At 46.0% G+C, this 16,862-nt stretch carries 14 protein-coding genes; 10 read left to right on the top strand and 4 right to left on the bottom strand.

The genetic code is table 11. The features are described 5' to 3' along the window. The first annotated feature begins 26 nt into the window (after positions 1-26). A complete protein-coding gene (locus PSE7367_RS16730) occupies positions 27-1,301 on the top strand; it encodes a class I SAM-dependent methyltransferase (protein ID WP_015166528.1) in 1,275 nt (424 codons plus the stop codon). 181 nt (positions 1,302-1,482) lie between these two features. Further along, entirely contained in the window at positions 1,483-3,903 is a 2,421-nt protein-coding gene (locus tag PSE7367_RS16735) for a right-handed parallel beta-helix repeat-containing protein (protein ID WP_015166529.1), read from the top strand. A gap of 201 nt (positions 3,904-4,104) precedes the next feature. Here the strand turns inward: PSE7367_RS16735 and PSE7367_RS16740 are convergent, their stop codons facing one another. Then, a complete protein-coding gene (locus PSE7367_RS16740) occupies positions 4,105-4,317 on the bottom strand; it encodes a hypothetical protein (RefSeq protein ID WP_015166530.1) in 213 nt (70 codons plus the stop codon). A 411-nt stretch (positions 4,318-4,728) separates the two neighbouring features. Here PSE7367_RS16740 and PSE7367_RS16745 point away from each other — a divergent pair, with 411 nt between their 5' ends. Further along, the gene (locus PSE7367_RS16745; RefSeq protein ID WP_015166531.1) at positions 4,729-4,953 is read left to right on the top strand and encodes a helix-turn-helix transcriptional regulator; all 225 of its coding nucleotides are present in this window, start codon (positions 4,729-4,731) and stop codon (positions 4,951-4,953) included. Positions 4,954-4,956: 3 nt separating this feature from the next. Here the strand turns inward: PSE7367_RS16745 and PSE7367_RS16750 are convergent, their stop codons facing one another. Then, positions 4,957-5,700, bottom strand: coding sequence for a hypothetical protein (locus PSE7367_RS16750; protein ID WP_015166532.1), 744 nt, complete (start codon positions 5,698-5,700; stop codon positions 4,957-4,959). A gap of 19 nt (positions 5,701-5,719) precedes the next feature. Then, positions 5,720-7,138, bottom strand: coding sequence for a 1-acyl-sn-glycerol-3-phosphate acyltransferase (locus PSE7367_RS16755; protein WP_015166533.1), 1,419 nt, complete (start codon positions 7,136-7,138; stop codon positions 5,720-5,722). 705 nt (positions 7,139-7,843) lie between these two features. Between PSE7367_RS16755 and ffh the strand changes: the two genes are divergently transcribed. The 6 genes from ffh to smpB all read left to right on the top strand — a co-directional run bounded on the left by ffh (position 7,844) and on the right by smpB (position 13,173). Further along, positions 7,844-9,262 (top strand): signal recognition particle protein, encoded by a 1,419-nt coding sequence (ffh, locus tag PSE7367_RS16760; protein ID WP_015166534.1) that lies wholly within the window; start codon positions 7,844-7,846, stop codon positions 9,260-9,262. Positions 9,263-9,420: 158 nt separating this feature from the next. Beyond that, a complete protein-coding gene (gene rpsP / locus PSE7367_RS16765; RefSeq protein ID WP_015166535.1) occupies positions 9,421-9,669 on the top strand; it encodes a 30S ribosomal protein S16 in 249 nt (82 codons plus the stop codon). Then, complete coding sequence (locus PSE7367_RS16770) at positions 9,662-10,015, top strand: KH domain-containing protein (protein WP_015166536.1); 354 nt, start codon at positions 9,662-9,664, stop codon at positions 10,013-10,015. The genes rpsP and PSE7367_RS16770 overlap by 8 nt, the downstream gene beginning before the upstream one ends. After that, a complete protein-coding gene (locus tag PSE7367_RS16775; protein ID WP_015166537.1) occupies positions 10,012-11,277 on the top strand; it encodes a competence/damage-inducible protein A in 1,266 nt (421 codons plus the stop codon). The genes PSE7367_RS16770 and PSE7367_RS16775 overlap by 4 nt, the downstream gene beginning before the upstream one ends. A 1,060-nt stretch (positions 11,278-12,337) precedes the next feature. Further along, on the top strand, positions 12,338-12,685 hold the full coding sequence (locus PSE7367_RS16780) for a hypothetical protein (RefSeq protein ID WP_015166538.1): 348 nt from the start codon (positions 12,338-12,340) through the stop codon (positions 12,683-12,685). 29 nt (positions 12,686-12,714) lie between these two features. Continuing rightward, positions 12,715-13,173, top strand: a complete 459-nt coding sequence (gene smpB / locus PSE7367_RS16785; RefSeq protein ID WP_015166539.1) for an SsrA-binding protein SmpB — start codon at positions 12,715-12,717, stop codon at positions 13,171-13,173. Positions 13,174-13,386: 213 nt separating this feature from the next. Here smpB and cruF read toward each other — a convergent pair whose 3' ends face one another. Continuing rightward, positions 13,387-14,361 carry a gamma-carotene 1'-hydroxylase CruF gene (cruF, locus tag PSE7367_RS16790; protein WP_015166540.1) on the bottom strand — a complete coding sequence of 325 codons (975 nt, stop codon included), beginning with the start codon at positions 14,359-14,361 and terminating at the stop codon, positions 13,387-13,389. Between the two features lie 937 nt (positions 14,362-15,298). On the opposite strand from cruF, the gene PSE7367_RS16795 reads away from it, so the two are divergent. Further along, positions 15,299-16,810, top strand: a complete 1,512-nt coding sequence (locus PSE7367_RS16795) for a DEAD/DEAH box helicase (protein ID WP_015166541.1) — start codon at positions 15,299-15,301, stop codon at positions 16,808-16,810. Positions 16,811-16,862: the final 52 nt, after the last annotated feature.

A 16,862-nucleotide genomic window follows, 5' to 3' on the forward strand; every position in this document is an offset into this window, starting at 1 on the left:
TTTAACTTGTCCTAGCCGATCGCCCCATGCAAACAACCACAATTAATGCCCGCTGCCAGCAATCCCTGACGATCGCCAATTATGTTAGGGATCGCCGGATGATTATGCCTCAGCACAAATTAATTCTGGATGTTGGTTGTGGTGATGGTAGTTCTACGGTGATGTTGGCGCAGGCTAATCCTGGCGCTCGGATTGTGGCGATCGACCAACGCTCTGAATTAATCACCCTTGCCCAACAGCGATCGTCCGGTTTGAAATTAAAGTATGGGAACGTGATTGATTTTCAGGTGATGGCGATCGAAAACCTGCCAGAACTGGGGTTGAAGTTTGATTTTATTAATTGCGGCGAAAGTTTTTATTTAGAAGCCAATCTAACAACAGCACTCCAGGCGATCGGGTTGGTTCTGGCGGAGCAAGGCATTATTCATCTCAAGTTACCGAGCTTTTATGATCGGGCTAATTTTTTGCGGGGTCAGGAATTAGCTAGCTATATTGGCCTGATTGAAGACGATGCACCGGGCATCGCCGAGGCCGAGGTCATGGCTGAGTTGCTCCAATCCATGTATCCCACGATCGGCTTACGCGATACTACGTTATCTGCCGCCCAGCTAACCGATCCGGAGTTGGTGCGGGCTAATTTTCTCATCCCTGGCGATCGCGGTTTTACAATCCCAGATCTGTTTGGCTTGATTGAGGCGGCGGGTTTGACCTTCAATCAAATGACTAATTGGCACCAATGGCAACTGAGCAATTTGTTTCGCACTGGTCAGGGCATCCCGGCGCTAATTCAACAAAAAATAACCAAGGCTAGCGCCGCTGAGCTTTTGCACATCTATGAATTATTAAACCCAGTACATCCCTGGCTGGATTGCTGGTGTAGCTTGCCTCAGCAGCTTGAAACAATCAAATCCCCTAGCCTGTCTCAGCCATTGGCCGAGTGGGATCAACAAACCTGGCAAAGCGCGATCGTGCATCTCAATCCCCAGCTCAAAACCCAGGAACTAGCTACACAAATACAGACAGCGATCGCCAATCTCAGCCCCTTAGCGATCACCGATCATTTCAATTTAACCAGCACCCAGCCGCTCCAGCTTTTGCCCCAAGACACAATCCTACTCAGGATGCTGTGGTCACAACCTCGGCGGGGCGAAGAATTAATCGAACTATGGCAGCAGGTTAGGCCGATCGATTTGCTTACTTTCCAACCAATTAGCACAGAAGCGGCATTTGAGCAGATCAGGCGATCGCTGCTTAATTTAGAGCAACTGCTGTTGATTCTGGTGGAGTCAGCAATCTCTTAATTTAAGCCCGATCGAGTCAAAATTAGTTTCGCTGAGTTCGGCTAGATCGCTTAATTAGTAACGATTATGTACTTTTAAGTTTAAGATTGACATCAAAATGTGCCGATTTATGTTTTTTAAGCTTACTATTGTATTGTTTTTGACTATTTGCTCTTATTAGATCGTGAGGAGTTTGAACTAAATGGCGGTAATTAATGTTACAACGACGCTAGACGAAAATGATGGCGGCCTTGGTCTTGGCGCTGGTGATAGTTTGCGCGAAGCGATCATCGAAGCGAATACCAATGCCGATGCGGTCGATACGATTAATGTAATTGGTGGACTGACTTATACTCTAACCCTAGGCGCTGGTGATAACTCAGCCGCTATGGGCGATCTGGATATTAATGATCTGGTGCTGGCTAACACCAACATTACGATTCAGAGTACAGGGGTTGGCAATGCCACGATCGATGCCAGTGGTTTGGCCGGCGATCGCGTATTTGATGTGCGCAATGGCGATGCCACGGTTAACTTTATTGGCTTGACGATTACTGGTGGTGATGCAGGCACTCGTGGGGGCGGCGTGCGATTGGTTGATAATGCTACGTTGAATGTAACCGATAGCATGATCGTCGGCAATACTGCTGCTAACAATGGTGGTGGGATTGGTGGTCGTGATGGCAATACCATTAATATTACTAACAGTACTATTTCTACAAATACCGCTACTAATGCTGATGGTGGTGGTATCCGGTTTCGTGATAATAGCAATCTCACCGTAACTGGTTCGACAATCAACAGTAATATTGCCGATGATGATGGTGGTGCAATTGGTGGCCGCGATGGTAACACCATTACCATTACTGACAGCACTATCTCTGACAATACTGCTACTAATGACGAGGGTGGTGGTATCCGGCTCCGTAATGATGGCAGCATTATGGTAACTGAAACGGAAATTAGCAATAATACTGCTGGTGGTGATGGCGGTGGTATCCACGGCAATAATGGTAACGATATTGTCATTACCAGTTCGCAAATCACTGGTAATAGTGCAGTTAACTCTGGCGGTGGTATTCACAGCTATGATGCCAGTGGCATGAATGCCAACCCCAGTCTTACTATTATCGACTCACAAATTAGCGGTAATACTGCTGCTGATGGTGGTGGTGGTGGGGTCTATGTCGAAGGCTTCCATACTGTCATGATCACGAATTCTCAGATCAACGATAACAGCGCATCTGAAGCTGGTGGGCTGCAGACCGATAATGACAATACGGTCGAGATCACCAACTCGCAGATTAGTGGTAATACTGCTGATAATAATGGTGCTGGTTTCTATGCAGACTTCACGAATGTTGTAACCATCACCGACAGTACCATTAGTGGCAATACATCCAGTGGTGATGCTGGTGGTGTTTATATTTTCACAGGTAATATCTTTACGATTACTGGTAGCACCATTAGCGGTAACTCAGCGGATGGCGATGGTGGTGGCCTCTTCTTTGACGCTAGTGGTAATACTGCCACAATTATCAACAGTACGATTAGTGGCAACAGCGCAAGCAATGAGGGTGCTGGCATCTTTATTGAAGATACCAATAACAACCTAACAATCAGCCACGCCACGATCGCGTTTAACGATGCAACTACTGCTGGTGGTGGCATCTTTATCGACGATGCAACTACAACTATTACGATCGACAATACGATCGTGGCCATGAACATGGCACCAACCGGCCCCGACATTGACAATACTGCTGGCGGCACGATCAACAGCGAAGGCTTTAACATCATTGGTGACAATAGCGATGTAGCAGCCGACTTCCCCGCTGGCATTCCCAACGCCAATGATGACTTTGTGGGCACGGCAATGGACCCGATCGATCCGGGCTTGGCTCCCCTGGCCGACAATGGTGGCCCGACTCAAACCCATGCCCTTGGTGATGGCTGTAGCTTAGCGATCAACAATGGTGATCCTAACTTTGTGGCTCCGCCTGACTTCGACCAGCGTGGTATGGGTTTCGATCGCGTCTTTGGTGGCCGGATCGACATCGGTGCCTTTGAGTTGCAAAACTCTGCTGGCGTTGTTGTGTTCGGTAACACCTCCTTTGGCACGCCCAACCCCGACACGATCGTCGGCGATGCCAATAACAACACAATCAATGGCAACGGTGGTGATGACAGCCTGTTCGGCAGTGATGGCATCGATCGGGTCAATGGTGGTTTAGGTAATGACTTCCTTGGTGGTGGCCTGGGCAATGACTTCCTCAATGGTGGGGCAGGCAACGACACAATGGATGGCGCTTGTGGCGGCACTGGTACTGGAGAATTCGATCGCCTCACTGGTGGTGGTGGTGCTGGTGCAGATACGTTTATCCTCGGCGCTAGCTTTGGATCTTATTATCTGGGCAATGGTGATGCTGACTTTGCCTACATCAGCGATTTCAACTCTGGTGTGGATACGATCGTGCTGAATGGCATGTTGGCCGACTATACGTTTGTGCCGAATACCACGGTAAATAATCTCACTGGTCAGGGCATCTTCAACGGTGGCGATCTGGTGGCGATCGTGCAGCAGCAGATGATTAACACCGTCACTGATTTGGTGTTTGTCTAAGTCTAGTCAGCTTGCTGGAAAAGTTAATAATCTAAAACATGGCGATCGCTTTTCTATTTATACAGAGGGGCGATCGCTGTTAATTATTATTTTGTTGAGAGGAATATGGGAAATTGCAATCTAGATCGAGGGTTTATCGATCATTGATCGACTGCATAGACATGAATCCTTTGTTTTTTGATTAGTTGCCTTGGGGGGAAACTACAAAGCTGATGTGGCTATAGATTCAGCGCCCAGGTTCTCTTTGGCATCAAATACGATCGCAAAAGTGCCAGACCGCGACAACCGCTTCAGGGCTTGCAAATGATGTTCAGCATCGTTATGGCGACGAAAGCGATGCAAAACTTCTGGTTGCAGGTCATTAACTCGGTGGCGCACTATACACCAGGGATGGAGTCGCTCTTTGTAGGTCATGGGGGAGTTCCTGTAATATCTGCTTGATAGGTCTAATTGCTCGATCTAGCTGGCTGGTTCATGGCGATCGCCAACGCAAGGTCTGAATCCACGGCGATCGGGGACGATCGATTTAGTTTGTAAATTAATTCAATTGACTAAGCTATTTGGCTGACATTGCCATTTAGAATATTAAGTTGCGGCAGTGGATAATGTCAACGCGGTTTATATAAGTGGCTTATAAATATCCTTGGATGGCTTGACTACCCTGGTGACTCAAAGAACTCACTGCTAGGTTAGACTATTGAGCAATGTTGTGGAGGGTGTAGTATTTCAAGGCGATCGCCCACTAGACATTTTAGGGCTGAAGTATTGAGTATCAGGAATGATCGAAACTATCTGGACTATCCGAGACTAGCCAAGATTGACGCAATGAATAAAGCAAATGAGTCCCCCCTGAAAAAGCGCCGGGAAGAGCTAGGGCTCACCCAACGTGAGGTGGCGCAGGTGGTGGATGTGTCGGTGCAAACGGTGAGCAATTGGGAAACTGGTCGCTACCGCGAGGCCAAGCTGACCCTTTCGCAGGTGAAGGCGTTATGCAGGGTATTTGGTTGGGCAGTGGAGGACTTACCCGATGACTTTCGAGCCAGTAGCTAAAAATCATTCAAACCACTTTTCAATCATTGCATCTTTATATTCAAGGACTAGTTCTTGTGTTGGCTCACCATCTACAAGAGCCATGATCTGTCCAAACTCATCCCAAATCCCAAGTAGCTCCTCAACAGATGGGGCTATCGACTCTCTACTGTCATGTTTGAAATGAACAGCTTTATTTCTTAGTTTTATTAGTTGCTTTATGCGTGTGATATTTATTTGGCAATCAAGGATTTCTTTCTTGAATAAAAATAGTATTTTAGGGACAAGTTCGATTCTATCGATGCTGTTGTAATGCACCTTTTGCAGTTTGCCCGAATCAAGTTGCAAGAAAAGGTGGCGGTTAACTACAGCTTCCAAGCATGTGGATAAATTAATAATATGCCCGACAATATCTATCGCATTAATTTTTGTATCCTTAGAGAGCTTTTGGTCAGCTTTAAGAGCATCTACCTGCGATTCATCCCATATTTTGGATAGTTCTGATATATCTTCATCCTCATCAAGCAAACTATCAACATCATCTCTATTTGCCAAATATTCTGTTAATGTTTGAATGCTTTGCATAGGGTCATCACTAAAAGTTTGGCTTAAACTTTTTGGGTTAACAGACCAAATACGTTCGCCAAATAATATTTCTGCCATTTCGTAATGTGCCGCCCGGTAGACATATCTGAAAGCCTCTTCTAGGAGAAATCCAGCAGCCTCTTCAAAGCCACCAAACTTTGTAATTGATGTAGAAATATCCATACTTTTAGATATATTGATTTTACTTTGAGGGAAAAATTAGTCCTTCCAATGCATGTTGCAGATCGCAAGTCACGTCATTGACTACCCGGCGGGCATTCTGCCGATCGCTCTTATACTCTGCATAGCGATCGCTGATCGAAATGGGCTCACCGATCGAAATAGTACATTTGCGATCGCCCAAATAAGGTGGTCTGCCAAAGGTCTGGCTTTTGACCCTGGCCACCGCTCGCCACACCTGCTGCAACACATCGGCAAAGCGGGTGGGTGTGGGGCTTTCTTTGATGTAATTCCCCGAAATCGCGGTCAGAGTTTCGGCGATCCGCATGTGCCATTGGCTACTGTTGGCTTCCTTGGCCAAATGGTCAGCCAAGCCTTTTTCCAGGGGCGAGATTGAATTCAGATCATCAATATCGGTGCGAAAAATTTGCTCGAATCCAGCCGCTTCAAGTCGCCGACAGCGATCGATAAAAGTGCCCTTGGGCTTGATTTTAAAATGAGCTTCTGCCACCCGCAACATATGATCCAGCAGCAGTGGTAAGCGATCGGCAATTTCTGGTTTGGTAGCTGTAACTACCTCTGAAGTAGCTTGAGCCGATTTGGTAACTATCTCTTTAGGTTCCGGTGCATAGGCCGCATAATATTTTTGGTAGTGCTGACCCATTTCATCAAGCAAATATTCACCCAGGCCATAGAGCCGCTCGTAGCGTTCTTCCATCGTCGGCGATCGTAAAGCTGGTTTACTAATCCCACAATCACTTTCTAGCTGCATCAAAAATTGATCGACCTGCTCCCAGGGTGCGCCCAGATATTCATATTGCACCCCCACTGGCAAAATCACCACGGTTTCATCCCGCCCCGCTTTTTCCAAATCTTCTGCCGCCCAGAATCCCATTTGAGCTACACCAGGTTCAAGGGGATTGACCAGTTCATTGTGATTATTGGTGCCACCTTCCGGCGAAATCACCACTGGATATTCACCATTGACAATATAGTGGCGGATCATGCGTAGCGCATCTCGATCGAGCTTACCTCGGCTAATCGGAATGCCGCCAGTGCGCGGATAGAGCCAGGCCACATGCTTACCCGCCCAGAGAGGAATGCCACGATCGTAGACATAGTAGCAATGGGGAGACTTGGCAAATTTAGTGCCTTGTTTTTTTGCGGCCTTGGGCAGGGAATAGGCAAACAAATGGAACAGGGCAAATTGATCATCGATCGTAGGATGCCGGAAAGCAATCAAACATCTCACCTTACCCTTGTTCATCTTTTGGATCAGGTCAATTAGCCGATCGATGTAGCGATCTTCGATCTCGGTAATACCACATTGCCAGCGTAGCCACAGGGGCAAAACCGATCGCAACCCGGAAATAAGCCAGGGCTTGATGTCGGGTGGGTCAATTTCAAAGGCCGTTTGCACGTGATCGAGAGATGTAGACATAATTATTTTTAAACTCCTTGTAAATCCTTTAAAACTCTGCAGAACTATAATCTTGTAGTTCTGGATATGTAATGCTAACTGACGGTAGGATTGAGACTGGTTGGTGATTTGGACTTTTACACAGGCACCAATTATGATTATGAGGTTACTTTGATTGAGGTATGCAGTTGAGCCCCATAGGAGACGTATAATCGTGGGATCTGATAAGGATCGCGTAGGTCACGTTGATCGCTATGAGTTGGCGGAGATGGCATGGGTGGAATCAGCCAGATTGATTTACGTTGATGTTTAATTTTCAACTTAACTTTTACCAAGTTCTACAAGCTTAATCATGGCAGGTTTAATTATTTCTAGTTGTGGTGGTTGTGCCACTAGTCGGGTTGTCATATGACATAGATTCGATCGCGCTGCACAAGCAGGGATGGAGGAGATAGTTAAATATCCAGAACCCAGACAAGCTAGCTGCAAATCATAAATCGATCGCTGATTATCCATACTGCTGCATAACTACCCATAGACTTTTTGAATAGGTGATCGTCTTGAATAGCGATCGAGACCATGATACTTTCATCCCAGAATTAAGCTTTGACAGGAGTTTGCATCAACTTAGATTCAGTGGCAATGTGATTGTTATCGCTGCCGATCGTAATCGACAGTCCCAAACCAGCTACAATCATGATCTAGATCAATCTACTAAGAATAAAGATGTTCGACGAGCTATCGGAAAAATTTGATTCAGCGTGGAAGAAGCTACGCGGTCACGACAAGATTAGCGATACCAATGTGCAAGATGCGATCCGCGACGTGCGGCGGGCATTGTTGGAAGCAGATGTGAACCTGCAAGTGGTCAAAGAAGTGGTCGATCGCATTGGCGAGAAAGCGCTCGGCACTGATGTGATTGCTGGGGTGCGTCCCGATCAGCAATTTATTCAGGTGGTCTATAACGAGCTAGTCGAGTTGATGGGCACAGACAATCAACCGCTGGCGCAGAGCGAGAATTCACCCACAATTATCTTAATGGCGGGCTTGCAGGGGACTGGTAAAACCACCGCTTCGGCTAAGTTGGCCTTGCAATTGCGCAAACAAGAGCGCAGTGCTCTGCTAGTGGCAACGGATGTATATCGTCCGGCGGCGATCGATCAGTTGATTACCCTGGGCAAGCAAATTAATGTGCCAGTGTTTCAGTTGGGCACAGATGCCAACCCGGTCGAAATTGCCAAACAGGGTGTGGCTCAGGCCCAGGCCGAAGGGATCGACACCGTGATCGTCGATACGGCGGGGCGATTACAAATTGACCAGGACATGATGGCGGAGCTGTCGCAGATTAAAGGGGCGATCGATCCGGATGAAGTCTTGCTGGTGGTGGATGCCATGACTGGCCAAGAAGCCGCCAACCTGACCCAGACTTTCCATGACCAAATCGGTATTACTGGGGCGATCTTAACCAAGCTGGATGGTGATACTAGAGGTGGGGCAGCCCTGTCGGTGCGGGAAATTTCTGGCCAGCCGATTAAGTTTGTGGGTGTGGGCGAAAAAGTAGAGGCACTGCAACCCTTTTATCCAGAGCGGATGGCTTCACGGATTCTGGGGATGGGGGATGTGCTCACCCTGGTGGAAAAAGCCCAGGAAGAGATCGATATTGCCGATGCCGAAAAGCTGCAAGAAAAGATCCTGGAAGCTAGATTTGACTTTGATGACTTCCTCAAGCAAACCCGAATGATGAAAAACATGGGTTCGTTTGGTGGGATCATGAAGCTAATTCCAGGCATGAAGATCAGCGACGATCAATTAAATCAAGCAGAAACCCAGCTTAAGCGAGTGGAATCAATGATTAGCTCCATGACCAAACAGGAGCGTAAAGATCCCGATCTGCTTGCCCGTAGCCCCGGTCGCAAACAAAGAGTGGCGAAAGGTGCAGGGTATAAAACCCAGGATGTAACTAAGCTGGTGTCTGATTTTCAGCGGATGCGTGGCCTGATGCAGCAAATGGGGCAGGGCAATATGCCGATGGGAATGCCAGGAATGCCGGGGATGCCTGGGATGAGCGGGAATCTACCGCCGGGTGGCAAGAAACCCAAATATGGCAAGAAGAAGAAAAAGCGCAAGGGCTTTGGCGAGTTATAGTTAGGATCACGATCGATCGAAAATGTTATTAGCGATCGCTATTGGATTTGGCAGCATTCTGCTATGATATATTTCTTGCAGACTAATCCCCGATACCAAGTTACTAATTGGGTTATAGTTGGGGTAATTAAATAGGACAGGATTTTAACTAAAGCTTCATGGTCAAACTGAGATTAAAACGCTTTGGCAGAAAGCGTGCCGCCACCTACAGAATTGTTGCTGTCAATAGCACCTCCCGCCGCGATGGCCGTCCCCTAGAGGAATTGGGCATCTATAACCCAATCACTGATGAAACTCGCCTTGAAGTAGAAGCGATCGTCAGAAGACTCAAGCAAGGTGCGCAACCCACTGAGACAGTGCGGGCAATTTTGAATAAGGCAAAAATATTTGACTTGGTCAGTGCCTGATTACCCCCAATTGGTTAAGTTTTTGGTTGACCCCTTGTTAGATAAGCAAGATGCTTTGAGCATTCACTGTGAAGTAAACAACAAGGGCGATCGCGTTTGGGTCAGGATTGCCTTCGATCCCAATGATAAAGGCCGAGTTTATGGCAAAGGGGGGCGGACAATTCAGGCGATCCGCACTGTGATCCAAACCGCTGCCAAAAGTGCTGGCCAAAATGCCCATTTTGAAGTGTTCGATCCAGAAGGTAGTAAACCACCTAGCCGATCTAACAATCGTGCCAATAATCGTGCCAATAATCGTGATGGTAATAATCGTCGTCCATCAAGAGGGCCATCGCGGCGAAGATGAATGCGGCAATAGCAGAAATTATTTGTGTTGGTACTGAGTTGCTGTTGGGAGAGATCCTGAACAGCAATTCGCAGTATTTGGCGCAACAACTTGCCACCCTGGGCATCACGCACCATTATCAAAATGTGGTTGGTGACAATAAAGAGCGCCTCCAAAAGACCCTGGCGATCGCCGCTGGCAGAGCGAATTTAATTATTTTTACGGGTGGTTTGGGGCCGACCCCCGATGACTTGACCACGGAAGCGATCGCGGAATTCTTTGATGTGCCGCTGGTGGAGCAACCAGAAGTCTGGGCAGATATTCAACGTAAATATGCTTCGATCGGTCGCCAGGTGACTGCCAACAATCGCAAGCAAGCCCTTTTGCCTCAGGGCGCAGAAATTCTACCCAATCCGATCGGCTCTGCCCCTGGCATGATCTGGCAACCTACGCCAGGTTTGCTGATTCTTACTTTTCCGGGCGTGCCTGCGGAAATGCAGATCATGTGGCAACAGACAGCAGTAGATCTATTGCGATCGCAACGCTTATCAACGGAAACCTTTTTCTCGCGGGTGCTGCTTTATTGGGGCATCAGTGAATCCCAGCTAGCAGAGCAAGTCCAGCATTTGTTTGCCAGCCAAAACCCCACCCTGGCTCCCTATGCCAACTTTGGCCAGGCACGCTTGCGGATTACGGCCAGAGCTGAAAATCAAGCCGCTGCTGAAAAATTAATTGAGCCGGTTCAAGCGGAAATCCTGAGCCTGACCGGAGAATATTGCTATGGCAACGATCACGATACTTTGGCCAGCGTGGTAGGCAAGCTATTAATCCAACATAATCAGACCCTGGCGGTGGCTGAATCCTGTACTGGTGGGTGGTTAGGGCAAATGCTTACCGAAGTGCCTGGTAGTTCTGCCTACTTCCTAGGGGGGATCATTAGTTATAGCAATGCCGTAAAAGCGGACTTGTTAAATGTTAATCGTGACGATCTCGATCGCTATGGTGCAGTGAGCACTCAGGTAGCGGAGCAAATGGCGATCGGCGTAAAACAAAAACTCCAAAGTAATTGGGGCATAAGCATTACCGGGATTGCTGGGCCCGATGGTGGCAGTGCCCAAAAGCCAGTTGGTTTGGTTTATATTGGCTTAGCCGATCCAGAGGGAAATGTGGATGCGATCGAAGCCCGGTTTAGTCCTTCCAAAGGCAGAAATTGGGTCAGAAAGCTGAGTGCTTACTCAGCATTAGCCCGTTTAAGGAAAAGATTTGTTATGATTGGTGTATAATTGCAAAAATAGATTAGAGGTTACTAATAGTGAAGTCTATAGGTAAAATCTTACGAGAGCTCGGAGACATGATTGGTCGTTTGATCGATACTCTAGTTGGTGGAAGGGAACCTGAGCCTCAATTGATTCCCATCCCAGTTAGAAACAACGATCGCCGCACTCGCTAGATCTTTAAGGTTTAGTTAAGAAGGTTTAGTTAAGAAGGTTTAGTTAAGGTAGTTCAGTACATAGATATCCAACAATGTTTGAATGTCGCTGACTATCGTTGAAACCAAATATTTATACGTTACGTTGTCATAACTATTGACTATTAGTTATCTATGTCTAGTCACAGCAGAGATAACGGATCTTCCTGGCTGTATGTAGTTTTGATTAATGCAAAATTGAATAGACAAGATATAGCTTGCTTAGATCGATCGGGGCGCTTCATCCTGAATTGATGAGCAAGTTTTTTGTTTATCTGTAATATTACTTGTTCGGTAATTATTAAGTCTTGGAACATTGCTGATACTAGCACGTCATTAACTGGGATCAGCAAATATCAATTGCTTTCGCATTTTTGTCCAAGATAAACCAATGATTGATAGCAGTCGGCAAGATTGATTATGCTTCAAATCATCCCTCAGATAGGCAATGCCAATGTTGCTGCTCATAGGTATTATTTGATTCCTTCAATTAGACGAAAATTGTTAATCAGCCCCGTCTTATGTTAGATTGAACACTCAATCAGCCTCGATCGAATAAGCAAGCAAACTCTAGCTACGATCTACGACTTATTAACCACTATTAATCAGTTAATCAGTGAAAATCATTGATAATGATCGCTGGGGCAATAAGTCAATCAAAAGCTAAGGCAATTAAATTATTCGTTAGATTATTTAAGTAAATTTCATTAATTCGATTGACAGAAACATATTGACGATTGGATGGTTAGGCATTGAATTAGCTAAACTTTATTGAGCTATTTCGTTGCACCAAATCAACTAAATAAGTAAGTCAATATTACGCACCATAGCGAAACATCAGCCACTAGGCGCTAGTTGAACATTTAGGTTTAAATATGGCTAGGTATACCCAACATTATGTGATTGCGATCGGCCAGGAAAAACTAAAACCAGCGATCGTTAATAGCCTAGAGGCCTGTAATCTTGCTGTAATTTATGTTAGTGATGATTATTTTATGGCGCGCGAGGTGGGCGGCAAAATCTCATTTACTAAATTAGTAACAGTGGAAGTTCTGGTTAATCAAACGGAAATGCCAGAGGATAAAATCAAACTTACCTGCGTTACCAAAAATGAAGAGCTACCATTAAAGCTGGATAACCATTGCAGTCAAATGGCGGAGGTGGTGGGTAATGCATTTAAACAAAACGAAAGCTGGAATCTACTCGAAGCGATCTCTGGCTAGTAATTATTTAACTTGATTGAAGCAGTTGAATGGGAAATTATAACCGCACATATGTAGACAATCGGAAAGCAAGGTTCAATTACGAAATCCTAGAAACCTTTGAGGCAGGAATTGAACTGAAGGGGACTGAGGTTAAATCAATCAAGGCCGGGCAGGCAAACCTGAGCGATGCCTATGCGATTATTCGCAATGGTGAGGTGTTGCTACTAAACCTCCACATTTCTCCTCACAAGACCACCAGTGAGTTTTTTAATCATGATCCCAGGCGCACCAGGCGATTGCTGATGCATAAAGAACAGATTAGAAAGTTAATTGGCAAGATCGAACAAAAGGGGCTGACATTAGTGCCCCTCAAGGTATATCTAAAGAATGGTTGGATTAAGGTGGCGATCGCCTTGGCTCGCAGTAAAAAACTTTACGACAAACGCGAAGCAATCAAGAAGCGTGAAGACAAACGTGAGATCGCTAGAGCGATTAAATATAACTAGTATTCAGCCAAATTGCAGTAAAAGGATCAAAAACAATGAACCTATATATCCTATGGCAAGTTACGAACTTAGCTTAGATATATAGGTATTGCTGTTTTGAGAATTATTCAAACCGCAAAATAATATGGGTATTAATTCCGATTGGTGGAGTCTCTTGCGCGAAGAAATCAGCCAATATTATTTTAAAAGTTAAATTGATCAAGCAAGAACTAACTATCTAGCTTGACCAGATTCAACAAGCGATCGCTCATCTTCTTGACTTGCCACTTTTCCATTCGTAGGTGAATTCAATTTGTCAGACTTTGCAAATGCTTGCCAAAAGCTGAGCCGATGTGATTCTGTGCTTTCAGTTTTTCCATCCGGTGCCATCAACCATAACCCGAATACGGGAAATAGACCCAAAAGCAAGCCTAAGAAAATTGGTGGATAGATGTCAGCCGAGGCGGAGATGATCAATGCAAACACAAAATTACCGGCATAGAGTAACGCTGGATAAACTAGTTGTTGCTTGGTGAGTGTCGGCTGCTCCTGTTTGCCCCACAATAGCGAAGCGATCGTCATAAACACAGTGCCAGTGAGCATCCAGCCAGCAAAGTTCTGAAACGGCATCCCGAAAAATGCGCCGGGTTGATGCCACTCCCAGAATGCAAACGAAGCTTGACTCATCGCTGGATCAAGCACGAAATCCCAAGCTGTGAGCATCATTGCCCCTAGCAAGATTGCCTCTACCCGCTGCAACCAATGGGTTCCCTGCCGCAAAGACACATTTGCCAACAATAGGCAAACAAATCCCATATAGAACCAGGACAAGGGGATCGTAAATGGTACCAAATCGGCAACCTTTGTGCCCAAACCGCTCAAGTAGGCATAATCCCCAAAGGGAAAGCCAGTGCTGGTGCCAAGGAGTTCGCTACCCAGGGAAATAGTGACCGCTGGGATAAAAAACGCCAGTGTTTTTTTGATGCCGATCGTCCCTATGCCATACATAAACGCCGCGATCGCACCCAGGATCATAAATACAGCGCCACCGCCAACCATGCCCCAAGCAAAGAGGTTCATCCCAAACTCAGGGAGATTGCTAATAAATTCAGCATTAGGCAACACCAGCAATAAGCCTGCCAGTCCAAATAACATTGCTGCCATATGCATGATCAGCGTGGCCCACTGCCAGAAAACAAATCGCCTCATTTACAAATACTCCTCAAGTTAGTTAAACAGATCGATTATATCTAGATCTTTCTTTACAAAAGTATAAACTAATCTATCTGTGGAAATATGAAATAACAATTACAGTTAGCCCGATCAAGTTAAAATTCACTGTTTCTTGCTGGAGATCGAGCTGAATCTGACCACTTGAATGGGCTTGGGTTTGTGGCGATCGCCGCCCTGATCTAGTAGTTTAGTTCGATTTGGTCGTGGTTCCAAAATGCCCCAATCATTGCGGAGGCCACTGCAACAGGTACTAATCTACTAACTTATTCAAGTTGCCACTTATTTAAGCTATCACTTGCGGCGCAATCAATTCTTGGACGTTAGATTAAACGTTTAGATTAAGAGGACTTGTCGATCGTATTTAGCTCAAAAATATTACAAGTTAATCTGTGGGTTCAAAAGTTGCTTTTTATCTAGTTTTATTCTGATTGTTAGCAACTGTGACCCAAAATTTGGCTAATAGTCAACCGGAGCAAGGAATTAAAATTAATATCTATCTTTGATCTTGCCTATAATTTTTGATCCTGCCTATCATTTAGGATTATTATTCTGTACACACAAGCCTGCTGTAGGTAAGCCCAGGCTCTAAACAACTGACTAGCCTGAATAGAATTGTCTTCCCTAAGGCATAAATACTTATTATTCATGTTTACAAACTTTAACACTCGTTTATACTGTTAAGATAAAGATTGCCTCTACGTACTTGCATCTATGGAGCAGATCTAGGCTTAGATCTAGTTCCAAAATTTATCAGAATTTCGTTCAGCAAGGCAGCGAGGCAATGGAAGATGATACTTCCCTGCCATCGCCTGCTATGGTTTTAGATTTGCGAATTAACGGCAAATGCTAATCAAGGCGGGGGTTACAGAAGTACTTACTTACCACTCACGTTAATCTATTTTCAGGAGCATACATGCCCTCTTTCGTAAATCTAGGCATTTCAGAATCACGCAATCACGTTTTAGAAGAACTCGGTTTTACAGAGCCCACCCAAATTCAAGCGCAGGCGATCCCACCCCTACTTAATGGGAACGATGTGCTAGGTCAAGCTCAAACAGGTACAGGCAAGACGGCAGCCTTTTCTTTGCCGCTCTTGGAAAGCATTGATATTCAGTCGAAGACGCTGCAAGCGTTAGTTTTGGCTCCTACTAGGGAGTTAGCTCTTCAGGTGACTCAGGCAATGCGCAGCTTTAACCAAAAGCCCAGCGCCAAAATTGTTACGGTTTATGGTGGTCAATCGATCGATCGCCAGATTTCTCAGCTAGAGCGCGGTGGTCAAGTGGTGGTTGGTACGCCTGGTCGGGTGATTGATTTAATGGATCGCGGTCATCTGCGGTTGGAGAACATTAGATTCTTTGTGTTGGACGAAGCCGATGAAATGTTGAACATGGGCTTCATTCAAGATGTTGAAAAGATTTTGGCTGCTACTCCCGCCGATCGCCAAACTGCTTTCTTCTCGGCGACGATGCCATCCCAGGTGAAGCGCTTGGCCAAGAGCTACTTAATTGATCCAGTGATGATCAAGGTGGAAGCTGAGCAAAGAACCCCCGATCGGATTGAGCAACAGGCCTATGTAGTGCCCAGACACTTGAGCAAAGAAGAAGCACTATTGCCGATTCTGGATCTCGAAGCCCCCCATGCCTCAATTATTTTTGTGCGTACCAAGGACAGCGCCCGCCGCTTGACTAGTATGCTGCAAGAATATGATTACAGTGTGGATGAGTATCATGGCAACCTGACTCAGGTGCAGCGCGAAAGTCTGTTGCGTCGATTCCGTAACCAGCAAGTAAAACTGGTGGTGGCCACTGATATTGCGGCTAGAGGTTTGGACATTGATAGCCTCACCCACGTGATCAACCTTGATATTCCCGACGATCTTGAAAAGTATGTGCACCGGATTGGCCGCACTGGTCGTGCTGGCCGCACTGGTAAGGCGATCGCCATTTTGACTAGCCGTGAGCGCTATAAAGTCAGACAGCTTGAAAAGCGCACCGGTCAATCGATCGAGGTTAAGCAACTGCCAACGATGGCTGAATTGCAAGCAAATCGCCTGGCTCGCTTCACCGAACAAATCCATGCTGCCTTGAGTGGTGAACGGTTAGCCTCTTTCTTGCCTTTGGTTTCTCAATTGTCGGAAGAATATGACAATCAGGCTGTCGCTGCTGCTGCTTTGCAACTAGCCTACAGCCGGGTTCAGTCTGAAAAATCTGAAAAGGGCGCGATCGAAGTGCTTTCCAAGGAAGCAAAGGTGGAAAGACCTGTGAAGCGTTCTGGCAACAGCGGCAAGCCAGTGAAGCGTTACGGACGTAATAGCTATAACGATAATGGCGGTAAGCGCAGCTATGACAAGCGTTCGAGTAGACGTAGCTCTGGCAGACATGAAAAATCTGGCGAGTATGTTAACAGTTCTCCAACTAGGAAGTAGTTAGCTATTAATTAAGTAACTTTAAGTAACTTTTCCTTTCGCCTAGTGGAAC

The sequence above is a fragment of the Pseudanabaena sp. PCC 7367 genome, assembly GCF_000317065.1.
Lineage (GTDB): Bacteria > Cyanobacteriota > Cyanobacteriia > Pseudanabaenales > Pseudanabaenaceae > Thalassoporum > Thalassoporum mexicanum.

Bases quoted from the DNA above. Each gene is read 5' to 3' on its own strand.
- PSE7367_RS16730 (WP_015166528.1), top strand. From the start codon at position 27: ATGCAAACAACCACAATTAATGCCCGCTGCCAGCAATCCCTGACGATC.
- PSE7367_RS16735 (WP_015166529.1), top strand. From the start codon at position 1,483: ATGGCGGTAATTAATGTTACAACGACGCTAGACGAAAATGATGGCGGC.
- PSE7367_RS16740 (WP_015166530.1), bottom strand. From the start codon at position 4,317: ATGACCTACAAAGAGCGACTCCATCCCTGGTGTATAGTGCGCCACCGA.
- PSE7367_RS16745 (WP_015166531.1), top strand. From the start codon at position 4,729: ATGAATAAAGCAAATGAGTCCCCCCTGAAAAAGCGCCGGGAAGAGCTA.
- PSE7367_RS16750 (WP_015166532.1), bottom strand. From the start codon at position 5,700: ATGGATATTTCTACATCAATTACAAAGTTTGGTGGCTTTGAAGAGGCT.
- PSE7367_RS16755 (WP_015166533.1), bottom strand. From the start codon at position 7,138: ATGTCTACATCTCTCGATCACGTGCAAACGGCCTTTGAAATTGACCCA.
- ffh (WP_015166534.1), top strand. From the start codon at position 7,844: ATGTTCGACGAGCTATCGGAAAAATTTGATTCAGCGTGGAAGAAGCTA.
- rpsP (WP_015166535.1), top strand. From the start codon at position 9,421: ATGGTCAAACTGAGATTAAAACGCTTTGGCAGAAAGCGTGCCGCCACC.
- PSE7367_RS16775 (WP_015166537.1), top strand. From the start codon at position 10,012: ATGAATGCGGCAATAGCAGAAATTATTTGTGTTGGTACTGAGTTGCTG.
- PSE7367_RS16780 (WP_015166538.1), top strand. From the start codon at position 12,338: ATGGCTAGGTATACCCAACATTATGTGATTGCGATCGGCCAGGAAAAA.
- smpB (WP_015166539.1), top strand. From the start codon at position 12,715: ATGGGAAATTATAACCGCACATATGTAGACAATCGGAAAGCAAGGTTC.
- cruF (WP_015166540.1), bottom strand. From the start codon at position 14,361: ATGAGGCGATTTGTTTTCTGGCAGTGGGCCACGCTGATCATGCATATG.
- PSE7367_RS16795 (WP_015166541.1), top strand. From the start codon at position 15,299: ATGCCCTCTTTCGTAAATCTAGGCATTTCAGAATCACGCAATCACGTT.